This window comes from Mycolicibacterium boenickei, from assembly GCF_010731295.1.
Classification (GTDB): domain Bacteria; phylum Actinomycetota; class Actinomycetes; order Mycobacteriales; family Mycobacteriaceae; genus Mycobacterium; species Mycobacterium boenickei.
In genome coordinates, this window is record NZ_AP022579.1 from 4,642,271 (window position 1) to 4,666,084 (window position 23,814).

Genomic DNA, 23,814 nt, shown 5'->3' on the forward strand with positions numbered 1-23,814 from the left:
GCCCTCCTCGCCGAGCTTGACTTAGAGCCAACTCTAAGTCGTTCACTGGCTGCATGCCACACACCGACACCCTCGAAACCCTCGGCCGCTCCCACTACGCCCTGCTGCGCAGCTTCCGCCGCGACGGCACCGCGGTCGACACCCCCATCTGGTTCGTCCTCGACGGCCGAAGCGCGCTGTTCCGCACCAAGATCGGCCCGAAAACCCGCAGGCTCACCACCCGACCCGATGTCGAACTGGTGGTCTGCGACTACAAGGGACGGATCACCGGGAACACCTGGCTGACCGGCCTGGCCACCGTGCTCGGAGGCGACGATGCCCAAGCCGCCAACCGCGCCCTGCACCGGCGCTACGGATGGCAGTGGAACATCGTGCCGCTCCTGAAGATCCCCGGCGTCACCAATGTGCACAGCAGCCTTCCGCTGCGGGAGAAGCTGCGACGGGCACGTGATCGTGGGTTATGGCCCGACAGCGCCATCGTGCGGGTGGAGTTGGCCGCTACCCCAGGCACCCAGGACCGAGCAACGCCTTGAGGTCACCCATCAGCGCCGAGGAGGGGGTCACCCGCAGCGACTGATCCAGCTCCAGCGTGGTGATCCGCTCGCCGCTGATCAGCCTCAGATGCACCTGTGAGGTGCCGGGATGATTGGCCAGCACCTGCTTGAGCGCACTCACCTTGTCGATCGTGCACTGGCGGGTGGGCAGGCTCACCGCCAGCGGGCGGTCGGCCTGGGCGCTGCTGAAGTCCGGCACCACCAGTTCGTGGGCGATCAGCGAGATCCGGTCGTCGCGCGCCGCCACCTTCGCCTTGACCAGGACCACCACGTCATCGGCGATCTCGTGACCGAACAGGGAGTACGTCTGCGGGAAGAACAGCACCTCGATGCCACCGGTGAGGTCTTCCAATTGAGCTGACGCCCAAGGCAAGCCGTTCTTGTTCACGCGGCGGTTGACCGAGGCCAGGATGCCGCCGACCACCACCTGCGCGTCGTTGGCGACGTCGCCGTCGAGAATCGCCGGGATCTGCGTGTCGACCTGGTTGGCCAGCAGGTGGGCGACCCCGTTGAGCGGATGACCGGACACGTACAGGCCCAGCATCTCGCGTTCGAGGGCGAGCTTGTGTTTGTCCTCCCACTCCTCCTCGGGCACCTTGATGGTGAAGACCGCATCCGTGCCACCACCGTCGTCGGCACCGCCGAACAGGTCGAACTGACCCATGGCCTCGGCCTTCTTGGTGCCGAGCACCGAATCGACGGCGTCGGTGTGCACCAGGAACAGCCCCTTGCGGGGGTGGCCGAGCGAATCGAACGCGCCCGCCTTGACCAGCGATTCGGTGACCTTCTTGTTGCAGGCCGCGATGTCGATCTTGTTGAGGTAATCGGAGAAGTCGGCGTACTTGCCCTTCTCGGTGCGGGTACTGATCAGCGACGCAACGACATTCGCGCCCACGTTGCGGATCGCGCCGAGACCGAACCGGATGTCGTCGCCCACAGAGGCGAAGTTCTGCACCGACTCGTTGACGTCGGGCGGCAGCACGGTGATGCCGAGCCGGCGGCAGTCGGCGAGGTAGACCGCGGCCTTGTCCTTGTCGTCACCGACCGAGGTGAGCAGACCGGCCATGTACTCGGCGGGATAGTTCGCCTTGAGGTAGGCCGTCCAGTACGACACCAGGCCGTAGCCGGCCGCATGGGACTTGTTGAACGCGTACCCGGCGAACGGGAGAATGGTGTCCCACAAGGCTTTCACCGCAGCCTCGGAGAAGCCGTTGGCGGTCATGCCTTCCTTGAAGCCCTTGTACTCGGCCTCGAGCACCTCAAGCTTCTTCTTACCCATGGCCTTACGGAGCGCATCGGCCTTACCCATGGTGTAGGAGGCGACCTTCTGCGCGATGAACATGATCTGCTCTTGGTAGACGATCAGGCCGTACGTCTCGGCGAGGATGTCCTTGAGCGGTTCTTCTAGCTCGGGATGGATGGGCTTGATCGCCTGGCGGCCGTTCTTGCGATCGGCGTAGTCGTTGTGGGCGTTCATGCCCATCGGGCCGGGACGGTACAGCGCCAGCACCGCAACGATGTCGTTGAATCCGGTGGGCTGCATGCGCCGCAGCAGGTCACGCATCGCGCTGCCGTCGAGCTGGAACACGCCAAGGGTGTCGCCGCGGCCGAGCAGCTCGTAGGCCGCCGGATCGTCGAACGGCAAGGTGTCCAGATCCAGGTCGATCCCCCGGTTTGCCTTGATGTTCTCCAGGCAGTCACCGATGATCGTCAGGTTTCGCAGGCCCAGGAAGTCCATCTTCAGCAGGCCGATGGCCTCACACGACGGATAGTCCCAACCGGTGATGACCGCGCCGTCCTGCGGCCGCTTCCAGAGCGGGATCGCGTCGATGAGCGGCTCGGAGCTCATGATCACCGCGCAGGCGTGCACGCCCGCGTTGCGCACCAGGCCTTCCAGGCCACGCGCCGTCTCGAAGATGGTCCGCACGTCCGGATCGGTGTCGATCAGGGCGCGAACCTCGGCGGCCTCCTTGTACCGCTCGTGGTTGGGATCGGTGATCCCCGACACCGGGATGTCCTTGGCCATGATGGGCGGCGGCAGCGCCTTGGTGATCCGGTCGGCGATCGCGAAACCCGGCTGGCCGTAGTGCACGCGGGCCGAATCCTTCAGCGCCGCTTTGGTTTTGATGGTACCGAAGGTGATGACCTGGGCCACCCGGTCACTGCCCCACTTGTTCGCCGCGTACCGCAGCATCTCGCCGCGGCGGCGGTCGTCGAAGTCGATGTCGATATCGGGAGCCGACGGGCGTTCGGGGTTGAGGAAGCGCTCGAACAGCAGACCGTGCGGGATCGGGTCGATGTTGGTGATGCCCAGCGCATAGGCCACCAGCGACCCGGCCGCCGATCCACGGCCCGGGCCCACCCGGATCCCGACCGAGCGGGCGTAGTTGATCAGGTCGGCCACGATCAGGAAGTAGGACGGAAAGCCCTTCTCGCAGATGACCTTGATCTCGTAGGTCGCCCGATCGGTGTACTCCGTGGGCACGGGCGCGCCCCGGAAGCGGCGCTCCAGCCCGGCCTGCACCTCATGCGTGAGCCACGAGTTCTGGTCGTGGCCATCGGGAACCGGGAACACCGGCATCCGGTCGGTGGGTGTCCACACGTCGGCATAGGACTGCACCCGCTCGCCGATCAGAACCGTGGAGTCGCACGCGCCCGGCACCTGCGAGTCCCACAGCGCGCGCATCTCGTCGGCCGACTTGAGGTAGTAGCCGTCGCCGTCGAACTTGAACCGGTTCGGGTCCGAAAGGGTCTTGCCGGTCTGGATGCACAGCAGGGCCTCGTGGTTCTGCGAGGCCTCCCGCGTGACGTAGTGGCAGTCGTTGGTGGCCAGCGGCGGGATGTTGAGCTTCTGCCCGATCTCCAGCAGGCCCTCGCGGACGCGGCGCTCGATGTCGAGGCCGTGGTCCATCAGCTCGAGGAAGAAGTTCTCGGGGCCGAAGATCTCGCGCCATTTGGCCGCCGCCTCCAGCGCCTCCTGACGGTGACCGAGCCGCAGCCTGGTCTGCACCTCACCGGACGGGCAGCCCGTGGTCGCGATGATCCCTTCGGCGTGCTCGGCGATGATCTCGGCGTCCATGCGCGCCCACTTGCCGAGCTGACCTTCGAAGGACGCCAGCGAGGACAGCTTGAACAGGTTGCGAAGACCGGTCGCGTTCTCCGCGACCATCGTCATGTGGGTGTAAGCACCGCTACCCGAGACATCGTCGCTCTTCTGGCTCGGATCGCCCCACTGGACACGCTTGGTCTCGAACCTGGAGGCCGGCGCGATGTACGCCTCGATGCCGATGATCGGTTTGATCCCGGCCTTGGTCGCCGAGTTGTAGAACTCACTGGCGCCGAACATGTTGCCGTGGTCGGTCATACCGATCGCGGGCATGCCCAGACGCTGCGCCTCGGCCAGCATCGGGGTGATCTTCGCGGCGCCGTCCAGCATCGAGTACTCGGTGTGGTTGTGCAGGTGGACGAAGGAGCCCGAAGATGAACCGCTCATAGGGTGGCCAGTCTATTGCCGACCACCGACACCCTCCGGGCGTGTCGCGAGGCGTGTCTGCGCAAGCGAGTCAGAGATCACGATCGGCGACAGACAGCAACCCACCGCCGATCACGATCTGAAGTTGCTTAGCAATCGCAGATACATCAACTGGCCGGCGTTGCCAACCGCAGTAGGCGCCCATTCCCCACAGCATCGCGTACAGCAACTCGACCAGGCTCACCTGGTCGGTGTGCGGTGGTAGCTCGCGCCGGTCGACCGCCTCGGCGACCAGGTCGCCGAGGAATCCCCTGGTGGCCGCGACCGTGGCGGCGGGCAGATCGGGATGCCGGTACGACTCGAGCCGGGCGTTGACCAGGAACCCCACCAGGGAACCGTCCCGATGCCACACCTCGACCACGGCATCGATGTACGCATGCAACCGATCCAGCGTTCCATCATGCTGTTTCGCGACGCGAATACAGGACGTGACCACCTCATGCGCCTGCTGGAGCAAGGCACCGTAGAGATCCTCGCGAGTGGCGAAGTAATAGTTCAGCGTGGGGCGGCTCAGGCCGCTGCGCTTGGCGATCTCCTGGAATGTGGTCGCCGCGTAACCGCGCTCGTTGATGATTTCGTAGGCCGCCTGCATGATGCGGTCACGGGTTTGCGCCGCATCGGCACCGACCGGGCGACCCGGCCCTCGACGGGCGCTCCGAGACCTGCCACGCGAAGTCATCTAGCAAACCCTATGGCATTGCCATATTGACGTCAAAAGGCCACCCCGCAAATACCGCATCCAATGCGGAATCAGCGCAGGGTCAGCACGCGGTCGGTCAGGTAGGCCCGCACCGCATCGTCGGTGGTCAGATCGATGGCCCGGCGGTAGGCCGCCGCGGCCTCGTCGACCCGCCCCGCCTCGGCGAGGAGATGGCCGCGCGTGACCCAGGCAGGCTGAAAACTCTCGACCGTCCGGTCCCTGATCGCGTTCAGGGCACGCAATCCCGCGTCGGCGCCGTCCAATTCACCGTCCAGTGCCGCCAGGGCCACCGCGGCACCCAACGACGGCGCCACCCGCATCAGCGCCCGATACAGCTTGCGCAAGGCGTCCCGGTCGACACCGGCCGAACAGTGCGCCGATTGAATCGCCGCCTCGTACTGGAACCGTCCAGGACGCCCGAAACTGTGGGCCCGGGCCAGCAATCGCTCCCCGCGCGCATACAACTCGGCATCCCACCTGCCGCGGTCCTGATCGTCCAGGGCGACGAAGTTGCCGTTCCGATCGAAGCGCGCCGGGCGCCGGGTCTCGCACAGGCAGATCAGTGCGGCCAACCCCAAGACCTCGGGCTCCTCGGGCAGCAACTCGACGAGCACCGTTGCCAGGTGGAGCGCCTCCGCCGCCAGCGACTCGATGGCCGGCCGCTGCGGGATCGACAACCAGTCGATCGAATATGCGCCGTAGACCGCCTCGAGTACCTCGGGCAGGCGCGCGGCAAGGTCGGCGCGTTCGGGCAGAGCGAACGGGATGCCGGTGTCCCGGATGCGCTTCTTGGCCCGGACCAGCCGCTGCGCCATCGTCGCCGGGGCGACGGCGAACGCAGCGGCGATGGCTGCCGCGTCCACCCCCAGCACCGTCTGCAGCATCAACGGGGTACGGATGTCGGCAGCGATCGCCGGGTGCGCGCACACCAGCATCAGCTCGAGCCGACGGTCGGGAATGGCCGCCGGTTCGATCCCGTCATCGGCGACGTCGTCGTCTTCGGCCCATGGCCCCGTCAAGCGATGAGCCGGCGATTTCCACATGTCCCGCAGCCGATTACGGGCAACCGTGAGCAACCAGGCTTCCGGGTTGGCCGGGATGCCGTCGCCGGGCCAGCGCTGTAGCGCGCGTTCGAAGGCGTCGGCCAACGCGTCCTCGGCCGCGGCGATGTCACGGCACTGTGCTGCCAGCAGCGCAAGCAGCCGGCCGTAGGACCGGCCGACCACCTGCGTGAGCCGCTCGGAAGCCGGCGTGTTCAGGGCGTGTACCAGCCCCGGCCGCGGCCGTAGGTCACCGCGACCGGTCTGATCTCGATCGAACCCCACGCCGCGGCGGGGCATTTCGCCGCCCAGGCCAATGCCGCATCGAGGTCGGGCACGTCGATCACGAACACCCCGCCCAACCGTTCCCTGGTATCGGCGAAAGGTCCGTCCTGGATCTCGGCCGTGCCCGTGCGGGCGGTGTAGGTCGTGCTGGCCGACGCCGACTGGAGCACCTGGGTGCCGACCAGGACGCCGGCTGCATCAAGGTCATCGGCGTATCGGGCGAACGCGGCCTGGGCGGGTTTCATGTCCTCCTCGGTCAGGCCCGCCTCCGGCCCCTCCTGGTAGTGCATGAGCAAGCAGTACTGCACGGTGTCCTCCTGGGTCTCGATTCCAGCCTGTCACCGTGATGACGATTCCGGTTCCACCTGATCGACAATCTCGGCCATCGAATCTGCCGGTTTTCTACGCAGTGCACTGAACGTCATGATCACCAGCGCCACCCAGATCAGGGCGAATCCGACCCACCGGCCGGGCGGCATCGGTTCGTGGCCGATGAACACCCCCCAGGCCATCTGCAGGCCCGGGTTGAGATAGAAGAGCAGTCCCAGCGTCACCATCGGCAACCGCTGTGCGGCCGCGGCGAACAGCAGCAACGGCACGGCGGTGACCGGCCCCGCAAGCAGCAACAGCACCGCATGCCACGGGCCATGGTTGAGGAAGTTCCCCCGGCCCAACACCTCCAGAGCGATCACGTAACCACCGGCGAGAGGAAGCGCTACCAACGTTTCCACGGCCACGCTGACCCGCGGATCGGCCTGCACCACCTTCTTGACCAGGCCGTACACCCCGAAGGACAGTGCCAGGACGACCGCGATGTAGGGCGGTGCACCCACTTCGGCGGTCAGGATGGCTACCGCGATGACCGCCAGCACCAACGCGACGGCCTGCCATCGGTTGATCCGCTCACGGAACACCAACACACCCAGCAGCACGCTCACCAAAGGGTTGATGAAATATCCGAGCGCCGCATCAACGACGTGTCCGGTCGTGACGGCGTAGATGTAGGTACCCCAGTTGACGGAGATCAGTGCCGAGGCCGCGAGCAGTTGCAGCCAGGTCCGCAGCGACAGACGACGCAGATCACCGAGACGGCGGGCCACCGCCAGCACCAGCAGCAGGAACAGCGCGCTCCACACGATGCGGTGGGCCAGCACCTCCGGCGCCCCCGCCGGCAGTAGCAGCAGGAAGAAGCCCGGGCACAGACCCCACCAGATGTAGGCGCCCGCGCCGTACAGCGCGCCGGTCCGGGCCGCACCGGCCCGCGACGGAGGTGCCTGCACACCCACCGCTAGTGGCGGCGCAGGACGTCGAGGGCGGCCTGCAGGTCAGCCGGGTACGGGCTGGTGATCTCCACGCGCCGGCCGTCGGCCGGATGAGCGAAGGCCAGGGACCGCGCGTGCAGCCACTGCCGTTCCAGCCCAAGCTTTTTCGCCAACGTGGGATCAGCGCCGTACGTCATGTCGCCGCAACACGGGTGGTGCAGCGCGGCGAAGTGCACGCGGATCTGATGCGTGCGGCCGGTCTCCAGCTCGATGTCGAGCAGGCTCGCGGCCTGGAACGCCTCAACGGTGTCGTAGTGGGTGATGCTGTGCCGTCCGCCCTCGACCACCGCGAACTTCCAGTCGTGTCCGCGGTGCCGCCCGATCGGCGCGTCGATGGTCCCGCTCGACGGATCCGGGTGGCCCTGCACCAGCGCGTGGTAACGCTTGTCCACCGTGCGCTGCTTGAACGCCCGCTTGAGAACCGTGTAGGCGCGCTCGGACAGCGCGACCACCATGACGCCGGAGGTCCCCACATCGAGGCGGTGCACGATGCCCTGGCGCTCGTGGATACCGGAGGTGCTGATGCGGAAACCGGCAGCGGCCAGGCCCCCCAACACCGTCGGTCCATGCCAACCGACCGTCGCGTGGGCGGCCACGCCCGGCGGCTTGTCCACGGCCACGATGTCGTCGTCGGCGTAGAGGATGTCCATGCCCTCGATGTCGACCGGGGTGTTCTCGACGGGCGCGGGTGCCTCCGGCAGCCGGACCTCCAGCCAGGCTCCGGCGACGAGTTTGTCAGACTTCGCGGCCGGGGCCCCGTCGATGTCGACACCGCCGTCCTCGGCCATCGCCGCGACGGCCGTGCGCGACAGCCCGAGCAGCCGGGCCAGACCGGCGTCGACTCGCATTCCCGCCAGGCCCTCGGGCACCGGCATCGACCGGGTCGTCACTATGACGTCTCGGCCTGGCGACCGACCGTGCTCGACTCGTCGGACTCGGTCACCGAGTCGGCCTCGCCGGTGTCCTCGGTCTCGGTGTCCTTGTCCTTCTCCGGTGCGGGCTTCACGTTCTCCGGTTCGGGATCGTCCACGCGACGACGCCCGACCTCCGCGGTCTCGTCGCCCGGCTGGCGCCGGCCGACGGTGTCGAAGTCGAAGCCGAACAACGACAACGCCACCAACAGGATGGCGCCGCCGACCACCGCCGGATCGGCCACGTTGAACACCGGCCACCAGCCGACCGAGAAGAAGTCCACCACGTGGCCGCGCAGCGGTCCGGGCGCACGGAAGAAGCGGTCGATCAGGTTTCCCGTCGCACCGCCGAGGATCATGCCAAGGCCGATCGCCCACCAGGGAGAAACCAGCCGGCGACCCATCCACACGATTCCGATCACCACGCCGGTCGCGATGAGCGTGAGAACCCAGGTGTATCCGGTTGCCATCGAGAAGGCCGCGCCGGAGTTGCGCACCAACGTCCAGGTGACGGTGTCACCGATGATCGACACAGGCTGGCCGGGTGTCAGCAGGCGGACCGCCAGCACCTTGGTCACCACGTCGACGAACAGCACCACAGCAGCAACGGTGAGCAGCAGACGCAGCCGCCGCCGAGGCGGGGCGGCGGTGGTAGAGGACGGTTTCGCGTCCCCGGTAGCGTCGGTTACCGGCTCTGCCGGGCCTGACGTTTCATCAGTCACTCTCCCATCATCCCAAACAGTCGGTGCGGGACAATCTGCACCGTGACGGAGTCCACGAACCCGCTCGGGCGCATCGTCGTCATCACCACCGGCGGCACCATCTCGACCAGCACCGACGAGGCGGGCATCAGGCGCCCGACCCGCAGCGGCGCGGAGTTGACGGCCGATATCCCCGTTGAGGCGCAGGTGGAGATCGTCGACGTGATGGCGACCGATAGCGCACTGCTGACACCCGCTGACTGGGACCGGATCGCCGGCGCGGTCGGTGCCGCGACCGCCCGGGCCGACGGAGTCGTCGTCACCCACGGAACCGACAGCATGGAGGAAACCGCACTGTGGCTGGACCTCACCTACGCCGGAGCCGTACCTGTGGTGCTGACCGGGTCGCAGCGCAGTGCGGATGCGGCAGACAGTGACGGACCCGCCAACCTGCGCGACGCGATCTCCGTCGCGGCGAGCCCGCAGGCTCGGGACCTAGGGGTGGCGGTGGCGTTCGCCGGGACGGTCTGGCAACCGCTGGGCCTGCGCAAGCGTCATACCCGCGAGTTGAACGCCTTCACCGGAACGGCACTCGGGACGGTCCGCGGCGGCGAGTGTGCGATCACGGCGACGAAAGCGCGCACATTCCTCGGTGAGCTGTCCGCTGCGACGGCACCGCGGGTCGACATCGTCACCGCATATCCAGGCGCGGACGCGACCGCCCTGGACGCGTGTGTCGCCGCGGGCGCCCGGGCTGTCGTGCTCGCGGCGATGGGCTCGGGCAACGCGGGAGCCGCATTGATCGACGCGGTGCGTCGACACTGTCGCGACGGCGTGGCGGTTGCGGTGTCGAGCCGGGTACCCGACGGCCCGGTCGCCGCACAGTACGGGCCGGGCCGGCAGTTGGTCGATGCCGGCGCCATCGTGGTCCCCGCGTTGCGCCCGGCGCAGGCCCGCGTCCTGCTGATGGCTGCGCTGGCTGCCGGACGGCCGGTCCCAGCGGTCATCGACGCCTGGGGTTGACGCGCTGCGTTTAATAGAGAACGTGCGTTTCCACATTGCGGCGGCGGCCGCCGTCGGCCTGTCGGTGCTCAGCCCGCTTCCGGCCGCGCAGGCCCTGCCCTCGCCGCCCGGGGTCGAGGAGATCGACGGCTATCCCATCGCCGAGGGCCGGTACAGCTCTCCCACCGATTACTACGGGATGTTCTTCCGCACCCCGGACGGCCGATTCTGCGGGATCCGCCCGAACCGCGGACCGGTCGGCTGCGACGCGGTGCCCGGCGACGCCCCCGCGGGCACCAATCAGACCTTCGTCGAGAGCGGCGCACCCGCCGCCTACCGCCACTCCGGCACCCCGTCATTCACCCGCGAGAATGTGGACGTGCTCCCCGTGGGGCAGCGCCTGGAGAACTGGGGCGCCAGCTGCGGCATCGGCGAGCAGGGCGCGGTGATCTGCAAAACCTCGGGCCGGCATGGCTTTTCGCTCGACGCGGTGTCTGGCGTGCTCTGGTAGCGGACCACGGGGTTGACGACGCCGGTTCAATGGAACCTATGCGCCACACCATGGCAATCGCCGCGCTCGGCATTCTGGCGCTGGGCGCGGCCCCGACCGCCGCGGCCGAGCCACCGCCGGGCGCCGACGACATCGACAGCTATCCGATCGCCGAGGGGCATTACAGCTCACCCACCGACTTCTACGGCGTGTTCTTCCGGACCCCGGACGGTAGGCACTGCGGGATCGGCCCCAACGGCGGTCCGGTGGGTTGTGACGCCGTGCCGATCGACGCACCGGCGGGCAGCAACCAGATCTACGTCAACAGCGGCGGGCCGGCCTCCTACCGGCACTCCGACACCGCATCGTTCACCCGCGACGTCGACGTGCTGCCCGAAGGCCACCGGCTGGAGAACTGGGGTGCCAGTTGCGGTGTCGGCTATCAGGGCACGGTGACCTGCAAGACCTACGGCGAGCACGGCTTCATCCTGACCGCCACCTACGGCGTGCTCTGGTAGTCGGCCAATCCGCTGAGGTAGTCGCCCCAGTCCAGGCTGGCGACCGGGTCGGCCCGACGGAAACCCGGGGTGTCGTCGGGGAAGGTCCGCGCCGGCCCCGGCCCGCTGGCCCGGGTTTCGAAGCGCACGGTCATCACCCCGTGCCCAGCGCCCTGCACCCAGCCGTGCCCATGGTCGGGGTGGACCACGTCATCGCCGATGCGCCAACCGGTTTGCGTGACCTGGGCCGCCTCCGCGACCTGGTGGTGGGAGTCCGCGATTTCGTCGGGTAGTTCCAGGTCCGGGAACAACGATTCCTGCCGGCTGTCGGATAATCCCGAAAAGCCCACGCCGACAAGGCGAATAGGCCCGATCTCGACGGGATCGAGCAACAGCCGGCGCGCCGTGCCGATCAACGTGGCGGCCTCGGTGGTGGCGTAGGCCAGGGTGGCCGAACGGGTCAGCGTGCTCATGTCGGACTTCTTCAGCTTGACGGTCACGGTGCGGGCGCCGCGGCCGTCCTTCTCCAGCCGCCGGTGCGCGTGTTCGCCGATCGGGCCGATCGCATCCTGCAGCTGACGCAACGTGGTGAGGTCCTCGGGAAAGGTCGACTCCGCGCTGATCTGCTTGGCCTCGGCGCGCTCGGCGACCGGACGGTCATCGATGCCGCGGGCCAGCCGATGAAGGGCAGCGCCCACTGCCGTGCCGAGCACACTGGCGGCCTCGGCACCCGACAGCGCGGCCAGCGCGCCCACGGTCTCGATTCCCAGCCGATGCAACTTCTCCTCGGCCACCGGGCCGATCCCCCACAGCTTGCGCACCGGCAGCCCGTCGAGCAGCCGCGCCTCCTCGTCGCGACGGACCACCCGGATGCCGTCGGGTTTGGCCAGCCCTGAGGCGATCTTGGCGATCTGCTTTCCAGATCCTGCCCCCACGGAGGCCACCAGCCCAGTCTGCTCACGCACCTTGGCCCGCAACCGCTGGCAGAACTCCTCGACATCGGCCGCGGTGGCGCCCGAGAGTTCGACCGGTTCCCCGAACGCCTCGTCGAAGGACAGCTGCTCGAGTACCGGGATCACGCTGCGGACGGTGTCCAGCGCACGACGGCTGGCCACGCCGTAAACCGCGCCGCGCGGCGGCAGCACCACCGCGGGCGCGCCGACGAGCCGACGGGCCTGATGCATCGGCATCGCCGAGCGAGCGCCGTAGCGGCGCGCCTCGTAGCTGGCCCCGGCCACCACACCGCGCCCGCCGAGACCGCCGACGAGCACGGGCCTGCCGCGCAGGGTGGGACGGGTCAACTGCTCGACGGACGCGAAGAACGCATCCATGTCGAGGTGCAGAACCCAGCGTCCGCCAGGGCCCGTGACCTCGGCGCCGTTCATACCTGCAGATGCTATGGCGCTAGCCTGACGTTCATGGAGCCGGTTGACGTACCGATCAGGGACGACTCGATCCGCCTTGGGCAGTTCCTCAAGCTGGCATCGCTCATCGACAGTGGTGCCGACGCCAAGGCGGTCATCGCCGAGGGCCTGGTCAGCGTCAACGGCGGGGTCGAGATCCGGCGCGGCCGCCAGCTACGCCCGGGCGACACCGTCACGCTCGGTGACGGATCCGCGCGGGTCACCCAGGCCTGAACCCGGCGGGTCACGCTTTGGCGATCGCGACCCGCACCCCGTCCCCGATCTCAGCACCGTCGGCGACGTCACCGAATTCGAAACTGGTGGCCAGGATCTCACCGGCGATGAGATCCCGGTGGGTGCTCGCCCACGGCGCGAACTGGGCCGGAACCGACATCTGTACCGAGATGCGGTCGGACACCTCGAGGCCGCTCGACTTGCGTAGTTCCTGAAGCTCGCGGATGCGGTCCTTGGCCCAGCCTTCGGCCTCGAGTTCCTCGGTGACCGTGCCGTCGAGCACCACCAGCCCAGCGCCGTCGGGCAGCGCTGCCGTCCACTCCGGGTCGGCCGCAACGAGTTTGGAGGTGTATTCCTCCGGCTGCAGCACCACCGGCCCGGCGGTCAGGGTGCCGTCCGGATTGACCACACCCTCCCCCGCCTTGACGGCCTTGATCGCCGCCTGCACGTCCTTGCCGATCCGGGGACCGGCGACGCGCGCGTTGACGGCGAGGTCGAACTTTCCGTACGCGTCGATGTCATCGGTCAGCTCGACGGCCTTGACGTTGAGCTCGTCGGCGATCAGGTCGGCGAACGGGGCGAGGGCGGTCGGGTTCTCCACCGCAACAGTCAGCTTCAACAACGGCAGACGCACCCGCAGCTTCTTGGCCTTACGCAGCGAGGAACCCACCGAACACACCTCGCGCACCTGGTCCATCGCGGCCACCAGGTCGGCATCCTTGGGCAGCACATCGGCTTCCGGCCAGTCGGTCAGGTGCACCGAACGCTCACCGGTCAGCCCGCGCCAGATCACCTCGGTGGCCAGCGGCAGCAGCGGCGCGGCGAGCCGGCAGGTCACCTCCAGGACGGTGTGCAAGGTGTCGATGGCATCGGAATCCTCCTCCCAGAAGCGCGAACGGGACCGGCGCACATACCAGTTCGTCAACGCCTCGGTGAACTGGCGCAGCTCGTCGCACGCCCCGGAGATGTCGCAGCTGTCCAACGAGGTGGTGAGATCGTCACGCAGCTGGGCCAACTTGGCCAGGATGTAGCGGTCGAGCACGTTGGCAGAGTCTGTCCGCCAGGTGCCCTTCTTCGGCGCGTACAGCGCCAGGAAGCTGTAGGCGTTCCACAACGGCAGCAGCACCTGACGCACGCCTTCGCGGATGCCCTGCTCGGTGACGATCAGGTTGCCGCCGCGCAGGATCGGCGAAGCCATCAGGAACCAGCGCATGGCGTCGGATCCGTCGCGGTCGAACACCTCGCTGACATCGGGGTAGTTGCGTAGCGACTTGCTCATCTTCTGGCCGTCGTTGCCCAGGACGATCCCGTGCGCCACACAGGTTTTGAAGGCCGGCTTGTCGAACAACGCGGTGGCCAGCACGTGCATGGTGTAGAACCAGCCGCGGGTCTGGCCGATGTACTCGACGATGAAGTCGCCGGGGAAATGGGCGTCCTCACCGTTGGTCCCGTCGAACCACTCCTGGTTCTCGAACGGATAGTGCACCTGCGCGTACGGCATCGAGCCCGAGTCGAACCAGACGTCGAACACGTCCTCGATGCGCCGCATGGTGGACTTGCCGGTCGGGTCATCCGGGTTGGGCCGCGTCAGCTCATCGATGAACGGCCGGTGCAGATCCGTCGGCCGCACCCCGAAATCGCGCTCGAGCTCGTCGAGGCTGCCGTACACGTCGATCCGCGGGTACGTCGGATCATCGGACTTCCAGACCGGAATCGGACTGCCCCAGTAGCGGTTTCGCGAAACCGACCAGTCGCGCGCATTGGACAGCCATTTGCCGAACTGTCCGTCCTTGACATGCTCGGGATACCAGGTGATCTGCTGATTGAGCTCGACCATGCGGTCCCGGAAGTCGGTGACCTTGATGAACCACGACGACACCGCGCGGTAGATCAACGGGTTACGGCACCGCCAGCAGTGCGGGTAGGAGTGCTCGTAGGTCTCGTGGCGCAACAGCACCGCGCCGTTGGCCGCCGCGGGCCCGTCGCCGTTCTTGAGATCGCGGATGATCTGCGCGTTGGCCTCGAAGACGTGCTGGCCCGCATAGTCGGGCACCGACGCGTCGAATCGGCCCTTCGAGTCCACCGGGGTGACCGCGACGATGTCGGCGGTATCGGCGGTGGCCTTGTCGTCCTCGCCGTAGGCGGGGGCCATGTGCACGATGCCGGTGCCGTCCTCGGTGCTGACGAAGTCGGCGGCCAGCACCTGGAACGAGTTGGGCGCATCCATGAAGTACGGGAACGGCGGCAGGTAGTGCGTCCCGAGCAGATCCCGCCCGCTGTAGCTGCCGAGGACTTCGGGCTCCTCGCCGAGTTCCCGCGCGTAGGCGGCGAGCCGCGCCTGGGCCAAGACGTAGCGGCGCCCATCGGAACCCTGCACCAGCACGTAGTCGATGTCGGGATTGACCGCGACGGCCTGGTTGGACGGCAGCGTCCACGGCGTCGTCGTCCAGATCAACAGGTGCGCACCCTTGAGCGGGCCGTCGGTCACGGTGAAACCGACCGTCACCGCCGGATCCTGGCGGCTCTGATAGACGTCGTCGTCCATCCGCAGCTCGTGGTTGGACAGCGGGGTCTCGTCGTTCCAGCAGTACGGCAGCACGCGGTTGCCCTCGTAGGCCAGGCCCTTGTCCCACAGCTGTTTGAAGGCCCAGATCACCGACTCCATGAAGGTCGGGTCCAGGGTCTTGTAGTCGTTGTCGAAGTCCACCCAACGGGCCTGCCGGGTGACGTAGGCGCGCCATTCGTCGGTGTACTTCAGCACCGAGGCACGGCAGGCCTCGTTGAACTTCTCGATGCCCATCTCTTCGATCTGGGCTTTGTCGGCGATGCCGAGCTGACGCTGCACCTCGAGCTCGGCAGGCAGGCCGTGGGTGTCCCAGCCGAACCGGCGCTCGACTTTGTAGCCCCGCATGGTGCGGTAGCGCGGCACGATGTCCTTGACATAGCCGGTGAGCAGGTGGCCGTAGTGCGGCAGTCCGTTGGCGAACGGCGGCCCGTCGTAGAAGACGTACTCCTCGGCATCCTCGCGGCGGGCGATGCTGGCCCGGAAGGTGTCGTCGGCAGCCCAGTAGTCGAGCACCTCAAGTTCCCGCTCCGGGAAGTTGGGTGCAGCCGGCTTGGGGTAGGCGCTCACGTCTCGTCTCCTGTGCCGTTGTCGAGCTCGGTAGCTCGACACACTCATGGCACGGGGACGACGTCGCACGAGTGTGCAAGCGCCGCGGTACCACCCCGCTTGCGCACTGCACCGCAGCGCGCCGCTCAACTTTGGGGCGATCACGGGCCCACCCGTCCGGTTCTACTGGGCTACGCCGAATCCGTGAATCGAATCGGAGAAGCTGTTCTTCCGAAGGCTCCCCGGTGATGGCCGGATCAGCGCCGATGCGCCCAGTCTAATGAGCCCCGCAAATCGTCCGGAAACCACACCTACCCGGAAGTGACCTCGATCAGTGCCAGCGGAAACTGCTCGGCCAATTCCACCACCGTGCAGTGGTCGAACCTGCGGCTGTCGAACCGCCACAGCAGGCTCGTGGTGGACTCGGCGTCAGGGTTGATGTGCACCGCCAGCGGATGCACGGATTGACCCGTCCGCGGCCCGCCACCGTAGGCCAGGCTCACGTCCGCCGAAGGATGGTCACCGCCGTCGACGCTCGGACGTGCCGCCGCGAGCAGTTCTGCCCCTGACAGGCCACGGTGTGCCAGACAGGGCACTCCGATCCGGCGGAAACCGGCCCGCTCGGGCCCGCTCGCGACATCGACCACCAGCGTGCCCTCGCCGATGGTGCGGGCGACCGTTCGGCCGAGCGCAGCCAGCAGCAGCTCCTCGGCGGTGCAATCCATCGCGATCGCGGCTCCGTGCAGCTCGGCCGACAACACGTCGTCGAACGAGCTGGATACCGTGGCGATGTCTGCGGCGACGGGCGGTCCGACCGTGGCATAGTCGGCGATCCACGAGCCGGTGCCGTATGCGTCAGGCAGGACGGAAACAGACATGCCTGTAACGGTAGCCAGCGATTCCCAAAAATGGGAGAGCTGTGCCAAAAGTCTGACATCGTTGTCAATTACGTCATTGCTGCGCACGGCGTGGTTCGTTGTGACCAACTGCGGGTTCTCGGTCTATGGTGTTCTGATGCCGCGAACTGACGAAAACGGCAGGCAGCTCAAGGCCCTGCTCGACTATCTGCTGGACGGCGAGGTCGACGCCAAGGCCGTGTACAGCGCGCTGGGCGTCTCCAGCAGCACGTACTACCGGCGCGTGAAAGAGGCCGACTATCCCAACGCCGAGGAACTCCGGCAGGTAGCCGACCGCTTCCACCTCAGCTATCCCGACCTGCAGATTCGGTTCGGGCTGATGAGTCGCCAGGAAGTGTGGCACTACATGGAGTCGTCGCCGGTGACGGTGGCACCCGTGGACACCGCCACCCGAGTCCGCCACGCCGTACACCGGCCCAAGAAACTGTCCGAACTGACCCCTCGACCCGACGCTCCCCCGCTGTAAGCAGCGGCGCGCCTGTTCCCGCATCATCTCCAGAGGCAATTGCTATGTCCGTCGCCACGCTCATCGTCATCACATTGGCCTGCATCGCATGGAGCCTGTGGATCAGAAGGGTCACCTGGTCCTGCCGGTGGGAAGTGGCCGCCACCCTGAACATCGCGCTCCAGGGCCTTGCGGTGCTGCTCATGTCGCCGTGGGCCTCGGAGACCATCGGGCATGTCCTGTACCAGCTGACCGGCAAATGGAACGTCGAGGACTACATCGGCCACGATGCCTACATCGTGGCGGCGTCGGCCATCGTCTACAACTCCCTCGGCCGGCTTCAGGACGACAACGCCATGCAGCGTTCCTTCAAGCAGTACGTCGAGCGCCCTGCCACCATCTGCATCCCGGTGCTGCTGGCGACGTTCTCGATGGGCAACGGCGCCACGGTGTACCGCGCCGACTTCTTCCAGGTGCCGACGGACTTCTGGCTCAGCGCGTACTGGATCCTCCTCTGCGGCACCTTGCTCTACCTGCTGGGTTACGGAGCCCGCGCCATGCTGGTGCTCCGCAAGGACCCGCAGTCCCGCCGGATCGCCAACATCTACCTGTTCGCGTCGGTCAGTGGAATGCTCGCTTGCGCGACCCGGATCGTCACGTCGCTGGTGCCGGCCCTTCAGCCCATCGAAAACGGCCGGCTGGTGTGGGTTTTCGCGTGCGCCTGCGGCGCGATATTCGCGCTGGCATCGGCGCATTCCTGGCGCATCAAGACGCGTTGGCTGACCTCGAGTCGGCACTGACCACAGCCCACGCACAGGCTGAGCGAGCCCGCCCGACCACTCCCGGTCACCGCATACACTGGGCGCACTGAGATTCGCTCGGAGCGAGGTAAGGACATGCAGGATCAGTAGGGCAGCACAGTTGTTGCAACGCCTGCACGGCACCGCGGACAACTCCGACAGCGGCACATTCCACAAGTTGGGCGGTGTCGTCGTTCGGTGGCCCTGGCTGGTGATCGCGTTCTGGGTGGTCCTCGCCGCGGCGTTACCGCCGCTGTTCCCTTCCCTGACCGAACTCTCGCAGAAGACCCCGCCGGCCATGTTGCCTGCCGACGCACCTGGGTCGGTTGCCGCGCAACAGATGTCGCAGGCATTCCACGAGTCCGGCTCGGACAACATTCTTTTGGTCGTCCTCAGCGACGAGAACGCGCTCGACGGCGCCGACGAGAACGTCTACCGCGAACTCGTCGACAAGCTGCGTGCCGACACCGAGAGTGTCGTGACCATGCAGGATTTCATCACCACCCCGCCCCTGCGCCAGGTGATGACGAGTCAGGACGGGAAGGCATGGCTGCTACCGGTCAGCCTCACCGGTGAGCTGGGCTCGCCACAGTCCTACACCGCGACGTCGAACGTCGTCCGGATCGTCAAGGACACCGTCGGCACCAGCGGAACCGGCATCACCTCACACGTGACGGGACCGGCCGCCACCCTTGCCGACCTCGCCGAGGTGGGCGAGCGGGACCGGGTGCACATCGAGATCGCGACCGTGGGCATGCTGCTGGCGATCTTGATCATCATCTATCGCAATCCGCTCACGATGATCCTGCCGTTGCTGACCATCGGGGTGTCGCTGTCGACCGCGCAAGGTGTGGTCGCCGCGCTGGGCAGTCTCGGTCTGGCCATCTCAGGCCAGACCATCGTGTTTCTCACCGCGATGCTGGCGGGCACCGGCACCGACTATGCCGTCTTCCTGATCAGCAGGTATCACGACTTCCTGCGGCTCGGCCAGAGTTCCGACGACGCCGTCAAGAGCGCATTGAAATCGATCGGCCCGGTGATCGTCGCGTCGGCGGCCACCGTCGCCATCACCTTCATCGGGATGATCTTCACCAAGCTGACGATCTTCTCGTCGGTCGGCGTGGCGCTCGCGGTCGCCATCGCGATCGGCTGCCTGGCCGCGATGACGTTCCTGCCTGCGATCCTGACCCTGGCGGGTCGTCGTGGATGGGTCTCACCGCGCAAGAGTCTCACCGACACCCTGTGGCGCCGCTCAGGTGTCCGGATCGTCCGCAACCCCCGGCGCAACCTGATCGCCAGCCTGCTGCTACTGGTGATCCTCGCCAGCTGCGCGGGCCTGGCCAAGTACAACTACGACGACCGAAAGGCGCTGCCCGGCACGGTCGAGAGCCTTCAGGGCTACGACGCGATCGCCGCACACTTTCCGGTGAATTCCAGCCTGCCCCAATACCTCCTGGTCGAGTCACCGCACGATCTGCGCGGCCCCAAGGAGCTGGCCGACCTGGAGCAGATGGCACACCGGATCAGTCAGCTCCCCAATATCGAGGCGGTTCGCGGGATCACCCGCCCGACCGGAGAATCGCTGGAGCAGGCCCGGCTGTCGTTCCAGGCCGGCGAGGTCGGTTCCAAACTCAACGACGCCTCCTCGGTAGTCGTCGAGCGCGGCGGCGACATGGACAAGCTGGCCAACGGCGCCACCCAGATCGCCGATGTGCTCGGCGGGGTCAAGGGCCAACTCGGACAGGCCGCGGTCACGGTCAGCGGGCTGATCGACGCGCTGAGCTCGATGCAGAAACAGTTCGGCGGCGACAAGGCGCTCAACCAGTTCGACAGCGCCGCCAAGCTGGTCCTCGCGATGCGGTCGCTCGGCGATTCCATCGGCATCACCCTCGACGACGCGGCCGACTCCGTCCAGCAAGCCCGGCCGGTGCTCACCGCGTTGAACGCCAGCCCCATCTGCGAAGCGGATGCGTCCTGCCGCAACTCCCGTGGACAGCTTCAACGCATGGTCGACGCCGGTGACAACGGCACCCTGGCCGGCATCGCCCAGTTGGCCAGGCAATTGAAGGCGACCGAGGGCAACCAGACCCTCGGTGCGACCACCGACAATCTCCGTGGTGCCTTCGACACCGCCACCACAGCACTGAAGTCGGCCGGCCTCGACAATCCGTCGAGCATGCGGCAGCAGATGGCGACGCTCCAGGAGCACGCGAACACCCTGGCCGATGCCAGCAGGCAGGTCGCCGAAGGGGTGACGCTGCTGGTCAACGAGACCAAGAAGATGGGTGGCGGCCTCGGCGACGCGTCGGCATTCCTGCTGGCGATGAAGAACGAGGCCAAGACGCCGTCGATGTCCGGGTTCTACGTGCCACCGCAGTTCCTGGCCACCGACGACTTCAAAAAGGCTGCCGCGCTGTTCTTCTCCCCCGACGGCCACACCGTTCGATACATGATCCAGACCAAGCTCAATCCGTTCAGTACCGACGCGATGGATCAGATCAACGCCATTCTCGACGTGGCTCGCGATGCGCAACCGAACACGACGCTGGCCGACGCGAAGGTCTCGATGACGGGATACTCGGTTTCGCTTCGGGATACCCGTGAGTACTACAACGAGGACATCCGATTCATCATCCTGGTGACGATCGCCGTGGTGTTCCTGATCCTCGTGGTCCTGCTGCGCGCACTGGTGGCACCGCTGTACCTGATCGCCTCGGTGGTGATCTCCTACCTGTCCGCACTCGGCATCGGTGTCTTGCTGTTCCAATTCGGGCTCGGTCAGGAGTTGCACTGGAGCGTGCCAGGACTGACGTTCATCATCCTGGTCGCCGTCGGTGCCGACTACAACCTGCTGTTGATCTCGCGGATCCGGGAAGAATCGCCACATGGCTTGCGCACGGCGGTCATTCGTACCGTCGGCGCAACGGGAGGCGTGATCACCGCGGCGGGCCTGATCTTCACCGCCTCCATGTTCGGCATGCTGTTCGCCAGCATCAGCACCCTGGTGCAGGCCGGCTTCATCATCGGAGTCGGGATCCTGCTCGACACGTTCCTGGTACGCACCACGACCGTGCCGGCGATCGCGGTCCTGGTCGGCAAGTTCAACTGGTGGCCGTCGCGCTGGCAACCGGAGAAACAACCTCGCCCCAAGAAGGTCGAGAAAGCCGAGGCCGAAACCGAGGCCGAGCCGGAGTTGGCGACCGCCACCGAGTAACGCCGGGCATCGCGGACTTCAATCGAAGGTGGCGGGCAGTTCGAAGTCAGCGAGCGTATGTCGTACCGCCTCGGCGAGGTCCGATCGTGTGTTGAGCCCACCGATCGTCCACGCGGTGACGGTGAGGAACAGCCGCCCATGAGCCCGCCCCGAAGCCAAATAGAGCAGTCCCCCAAGGCTTTCCAGTATTCCCGGCGTGATTCCGGGTTCAACCAGGCGGAACGACAGGTAGTCGGCATCGGTGCCGTCGGGCCGGTTCACCGCTGCGGGCAACTCCCCGAGATTCGAACAGCCGATTGGACTGCCGACCTTCAGCACCATGCGCTCCAGCCTGCGCACCATGGCCTTCGGCACGTACGGCGTCAGCGGCAGCGGTGCCAGGTTCGCGTCCGGTGCGGTGCCCAGCTCGGTCAGCACCCGCTTGAGCTCGCCGCGGATGTCTGTCAGGTCGACGGCGGCCTTGGCCGGGTCCACCACCGCGGTGACGGTGTTCAGCGCGTTGGCCCGGGTATCGCCCTCGGTGCGATCGCTGACCGGGTATGACAGCATCACCTGCCCGTCGGCATCGACCCGGCCGAGCAGTTGGCCGAGCCGGGCGGCGAATCCGGCGAACAATGAATTACTGGTTCCGCCAAGGCTTTCTACGCATGCGTCCCAGTGCTCCAGATCGACCCAGGCCGTGACAGTCGGCGGAATGACGGGGTCGAGGTCACCCGGCCGGGTCGTCGGTGTGGCCGACTTGGCAGATGCCGCCAGATCATCGCTCTGCTCGCGGGCAACCCGCGCGGTGGCGAGTACCGCTCGCCCCACGTCGGGCAAGTCCCGGGCCGCGCGCCGGAGGTCCCGCAGCAGTGCCTGCTTCCGCGTGGCCGATCGCGGCTCCGGATACCCGAGATCCCGCCGGATTCCCTCGGCGGCGTCGCCGATCGACAGCGTCAGGCCCAAGGCGTCGGCGACCGAGTGCGACACCACCAGGGTGACGGCATCTCCCCCGTCAGACAGTGGCAGAACTCCCAGGTGCCAGGCAGGGCCGTGCTCGGGGTCGATGGGAACGACGATGCGGTCGTCGGCCCAGGCGGCGATCTCGGCGCGCGGGCGCTCCGCGGCTGCGACGGCGATATCCGCGGGCCCGCGCGAGGAAATCCAGCGATGCCTGCCGAACGGCAACGGCGATCGCTCGATACGGCGGCCCAGCAGTCCGTACCCGAGGTTGCAGTGGAATCGCCGTAGCCCGGCGATGTCTACCCCGTCGCGATAGACCCAGGTGAACTGCATGATCGGCGCGCGACCGAGCGCCCGCAGTCCAAGGAATGACCCTTGATCCATGTATGTGAGGGTGTTGTCCACGTCGGCATGGTAGATCGTGGCCGGCCCCGGCGGACCCGGCGCTGCGACGGTCCCGACGCGGGCCACCGCCGAACGTGTTTCGAGTAAGGTCCGATTCGTGTGGATCACCGTGCTGGGCCTTGCCATCGCGGTGAACTTCGAGCCGATCCGGCTGGGTCTGATCACACTCGCGCTGGGCAGGCCGAGGCCTGCGCTGCAGCTGATGGCTTTTCTGTCCGGCAGCTTTCTCATGAGCATCACCGCCGGCCTGATCGTGTTGTTCGTGGTGCGGCCCGGGATGCTCGGTGCTCCCCAGTTCAGCACCGCCAAGGTCCAGATCGCCTTCGGTGTGCTCGCGGTGCTGGTGGCGGCGGTCCTGGCGAGCAGGGTGTCGCTGGGCCAGTTCGCCCGTCGCCCCGAAGACGCGGTGCCCACGGGCGGCGCACCGCCACCGGGCCAGCCTCGCACCGTCGCGTTCGTGACGTCGAAGGTCAAGGGCCTGGTAGGGGGCAGTTCACCCTGGTTCTCGGGCGCGATGGGGTTGACCATCGCCCTGCCGTCCATCGACTACCTGGCTCTTCTGGTCCTGATCGCCACGTCGGGGGCCACACCGTCGCTGCAGGTCGGCTTGCTCGTCACCTTCGTCGCAGTGGCAAATGCCGTGGTGGCCATTCCCATCGCCAGTTTCCTGGTGGCGCCCGCCGCGACCCGGGCACGACTGGAGGCGATGAGGGCGTGGGTCCACACCCGCACGCGTCGCGATGTGGCCCTGATTCTGACGGTCGCCGGTACGGCATTGGTCGCCCTGGGCGTGGCCGGGCTTTGAACAATCCAAACCACTATGATCGAAAGACATTCCAATCGAGGGAGCACTCGGTGAATTTCCCGCACGGGCTGCTGAGAGCGGCCGGGGTCGCCACGTTCAGCGCTGCCATGTACGCACTCGCCTGCGGCATCGCGTCCGCGGATCCCGTTGATCCGCAGGCGATCGAGAACGCCGAAAACCGCGACGCACAGACCGACTCACCATTGCTCCAGTGCCCGACATGTACACCGGAAGTGCAGCAATTGCTCGCACAGGTCGGACCGATTCCGGAACCGGGTCCGTGGCCGTCCGACTTGCCTGCGCCGGTTCAGGTGGGCGTTCCGGTATCGGTAGGCCCTCCTGGGCTTCCGTTGCCGGCGTTGCCCGGTGTCGGGTTGCCTGGGCCTCAATTGCCGTCACCGCAGGACCTGCCGCCGCCCCCACCGCCTCCGGGGTTGCCGCCACCGCCGCCTCCGCCACCGCCGCCAGGTCTGCCGCCCCCGCCGTGGCCGTTCGGTTAGCCG

General features: G+C 67.1%; 21 protein-coding genes. 10 read left to right on the top strand and 11 right to left on the bottom strand.

From position 1 onward, the window contains the following. The first annotated feature begins 53 nt into the window (after positions 1 to 53). Positions 54 to 533: a PPOX class F420-dependent oxidoreductase gene (locus tag G6N57_RS22165; RefSeq protein WP_077739361.1), complete on the top strand. Its 480-nt coding sequence runs from the start codon at positions 54 to 56 to the stop codon at positions 531 to 533. On the opposite strand, the gene dnaE is transcribed toward G6N57_RS22165, so the two are convergent. The 7 genes from dnaE to lspA form a co-directional block, all read right to left on the bottom strand. Beyond that, positions 499 to 4,047 carry a DNA polymerase III subunit alpha gene (gene dnaE, locus G6N57_RS22170; protein ID WP_077739360.1) on the bottom strand — a complete coding sequence of 1,183 codons (3,549 nt, stop codon included), beginning with the start codon at positions 4,045 to 4,047 and terminating at the stop codon, positions 499 to 501. The two genes, G6N57_RS22165 and dnaE, sit on opposite strands and share 35 nt — an antisense overlap. A gap of 70 nt (positions 4,048 to 4,117) precedes the next feature. Further along, positions 4,118 to 4,765 carry a TetR/AcrR family transcriptional regulator gene (locus tag G6N57_RS22175; RefSeq protein ID WP_077739359.1) on the bottom strand — a complete coding sequence of 216 codons (648 nt, stop codon included), beginning with the start codon at positions 4,763 to 4,765 and terminating at the stop codon, positions 4,118 to 4,120. Between the two features lie 71 nt (positions 4,766 to 4,836). After that, entirely contained in the window at positions 4,837 to 5,988 is a 1,152-nt protein-coding gene (locus tag G6N57_RS22180) for an RNA polymerase sigma factor (protein ID WP_077741733.1), read from the bottom strand. 53 nt (positions 5,989 to 6,041) lie between these two features. After that, positions 6,042 to 6,419 carry a YciI family protein gene (locus G6N57_RS22185; RefSeq protein WP_036444324.1) on the bottom strand — a complete coding sequence of 126 codons (378 nt, stop codon included), beginning with the start codon at positions 6,417 to 6,419 and terminating at the stop codon, positions 6,042 to 6,044. A gap of 30 nt (positions 6,420 to 6,449) precedes the next feature. Next, positions 6,450 to 7,391 (bottom strand): EamA family transporter RarD, encoded by a 942-nt coding sequence (gene rarD / locus G6N57_RS22190; RefSeq protein WP_097926162.1) that lies wholly within the window; start codon positions 7,389 to 7,391, stop codon positions 6,450 to 6,452. 8 nt (positions 7,392 to 7,399) lie between these two features. Beyond that, positions 7,400 to 8,323, bottom strand: coding sequence for an RluA family pseudouridine synthase (locus tag G6N57_RS22195; RefSeq protein WP_077739357.1), 924 nt, complete (start codon positions 8,321 to 8,323; stop codon positions 7,400 to 7,402). Beyond that, positions 8,323 to 9,066 (bottom strand): signal peptidase II, encoded by a 744-nt coding sequence (lspA, locus tag G6N57_RS22200; RefSeq protein WP_077739356.1) that lies wholly within the window; start codon positions 9,064 to 9,066, stop codon positions 8,323 to 8,325. Before lspA ends, G6N57_RS22195 begins: the two co-directional genes overlap by 1 nt. Positions 9,067 to 9,108: 42 nt before the next feature. Here lspA and G6N57_RS22205 point away from each other — a divergent pair, with 42 nt between their 5' ends. Genes G6N57_RS22205 through G6N57_RS22215 form a run of 3 tightly spaced genes read left to right on the top strand, consistent with a single transcriptional unit; the run spans position 9,109 to position 11,055 of the window. After that, positions 9,109 to 10,068, top strand: a complete 960-nt coding sequence (locus G6N57_RS22205) for an asparaginase (protein WP_077739355.1) — start codon at positions 9,109 to 9,111, stop codon at positions 10,066 to 10,068. A gap of 22 nt (positions 10,069 to 10,090) precedes the next feature. After that, entirely contained in the window at positions 10,091 to 10,558 is a 468-nt protein-coding gene (locus tag G6N57_RS22210; protein WP_407665947.1) for a hypothetical protein, read from the top strand. 38 nt (positions 10,559 to 10,596) lie between these two features. Then, a complete protein-coding gene (locus tag G6N57_RS22215) occupies positions 10,597 to 11,055 on the top strand; it encodes a hypothetical protein (protein ID WP_077739353.1) in 459 nt (152 codons plus the stop codon). Here G6N57_RS22215 and G6N57_RS22220 read toward each other — a convergent pair. Continuing rightward, positions 11,037 to 12,419, bottom strand: a complete 1,383-nt coding sequence (locus G6N57_RS22220) for a DNA polymerase IV (RefSeq protein WP_097926145.1) — start codon at positions 12,417 to 12,419, stop codon at positions 11,037 to 11,039. The genes G6N57_RS22215 and G6N57_RS22220 overlap by 19 nt on opposite strands. Before the next feature lie 33 nt (positions 12,420 to 12,452). Between G6N57_RS22220 and G6N57_RS22225 the strand changes: the two genes are divergently transcribed. Continuing rightward, positions 12,453 to 12,671 (top strand): RNA-binding S4 domain-containing protein, encoded by a 219-nt coding sequence (locus G6N57_RS22225; protein WP_077739352.1) that lies wholly within the window; start codon positions 12,453 to 12,455, stop codon positions 12,669 to 12,671. A 10-nt stretch (positions 12,672 to 12,681) separates the two neighbouring features. Here G6N57_RS22225 and ileS read toward each other — a convergent pair whose 3' ends face one another. Both ileS and G6N57_RS22235 read right to left on the bottom strand, forming a co-directional pair. Beyond that, positions 12,682 to 15,804 carry an isoleucine--tRNA ligase gene (gene ileS / locus G6N57_RS22230; RefSeq protein ID WP_077739351.1) on the bottom strand — a complete coding sequence of 1,041 codons (3,123 nt, stop codon included), beginning with the start codon at positions 15,802 to 15,804 and terminating at the stop codon, positions 12,682 to 12,684. A 290-nt stretch (positions 15,805 to 16,094) separates the two neighbouring features. After that, positions 16,095 to 16,661 carry a hypothetical protein gene (locus G6N57_RS22235; RefSeq protein ID WP_077739350.1) on the bottom strand — a complete coding sequence of 189 codons (567 nt, stop codon included), beginning with the start codon at positions 16,659 to 16,661 and terminating at the stop codon, positions 16,095 to 16,097. Between the two features lie 136 nt (positions 16,662 to 16,797). On the opposite strand from G6N57_RS22235, the gene G6N57_RS22240 reads away from it, so the two are divergent. From G6N57_RS22240 to G6N57_RS22250, 3 genes are all read left to right on the top strand, one after another. After that, positions 16,798 to 17,166 (top strand): hypothetical protein, encoded by a 369-nt coding sequence (locus G6N57_RS22240; protein WP_036446206.1) that lies wholly within the window; start codon positions 16,798 to 16,800, stop codon positions 17,164 to 17,166. 44 nt (positions 17,167 to 17,210) lie between these two features. Beyond that, positions 17,211 to 17,945, top strand: a complete 735-nt coding sequence (locus tag G6N57_RS22245) for a hypothetical protein (RefSeq protein ID WP_077739349.1) — start codon at positions 17,211 to 17,213, stop codon at positions 17,943 to 17,945. Between the two features lie 121 nt (positions 17,946 to 18,066). After that, entirely contained in the window at positions 18,067 to 21,159 is a 3,093-nt protein-coding gene (locus tag G6N57_RS22250) for an MMPL/RND family transporter (protein WP_234815723.1), read from the top strand. 18 nt (positions 21,160 to 21,177) lie between these two features. Here the strand turns inward: G6N57_RS22250 and G6N57_RS22255 are convergent, their stop codons facing one another. Beyond that, positions 21,178 to 22,506, bottom strand: coding sequence for a hypothetical protein (locus G6N57_RS22255; protein WP_234815722.1), 1,329 nt, complete (start codon positions 22,504 to 22,506; stop codon positions 21,178 to 21,180). Between the two features lie 97 nt (positions 22,507 to 22,603). On the opposite strand from G6N57_RS22255, the gene G6N57_RS22260 reads away from it, so the two are divergent. Continuing rightward, complete coding sequence (locus G6N57_RS22260) at positions 22,604 to 23,311, top strand: GAP family protein (protein ID WP_077741730.1); 708 nt, start codon at positions 22,604 to 22,606, stop codon at positions 23,309 to 23,311. A gap of 50 nt (positions 23,312 to 23,361) precedes the next feature. Next, positions 23,362 to 23,811: a hypothetical protein gene (locus G6N57_RS22265; protein WP_163646550.1), complete on the top strand. Its 450-nt coding sequence runs from the start codon at positions 23,362 to 23,364 to the stop codon at positions 23,809 to 23,811. Positions 23,812 to 23,814 lie beyond the last annotated feature (3 nt).

Excerpts from the sequence above, each read along its gene's own strand:
- G6N57_RS22225 (WP_077739352.1), top strand. The coding sequence starts at position 12,453 with ATGGAGCCGGTTGACGTACCGATCAGGGACGACTCGATCCGCCTTGGG.
- G6N57_RS22220 (WP_097926145.1), bottom strand. The coding sequence starts at position 12,419 with ATGAACGGCGCCGAGGTCACGGGCCCTGGCGGACGCTGGGTTCTGCAC.
- G6N57_RS22240 (WP_036446206.1), top strand. The coding sequence starts at position 16,798 with ATGCCGCGAACTGACGAAAACGGCAGGCAGCTCAAGGCCCTGCTCGAC.
- G6N57_RS22165 (WP_077739361.1), top strand. The coding sequence starts at position 54 with ATGCCACACACCGACACCCTCGAAACCCTCGGCCGCTCCCACTACGCC.
- G6N57_RS22245 (WP_077739349.1), top strand. The coding sequence starts at position 17,211 with ATGTCCGTCGCCACGCTCATCGTCATCACATTGGCCTGCATCGCATGG.
- dnaE (WP_077739360.1), bottom strand. The coding sequence starts at position 4,047 with ATGAGCGGTTCATCTTCGGGCTCCTTCGTCCACCTGCACAACCACACC.
- G6N57_RS22235 (WP_077739350.1), bottom strand. The coding sequence starts at position 16,661 with ATGTCTGTTTCCGTCCTGCCTGACGCATACGGCACCGGCTCGTGGATC.
- G6N57_RS22175 (WP_077739359.1), bottom strand. The coding sequence starts at position 4,765 with ATGACTTCGCGTGGCAGGTCTCGGAGCGCCCGTCGAGGGCCGGGTCGC.
- G6N57_RS22215 (WP_077739353.1), top strand. The coding sequence starts at position 10,597 with ATGCGCCACACCATGGCAATCGCCGCGCTCGGCATTCTGGCGCTGGGC.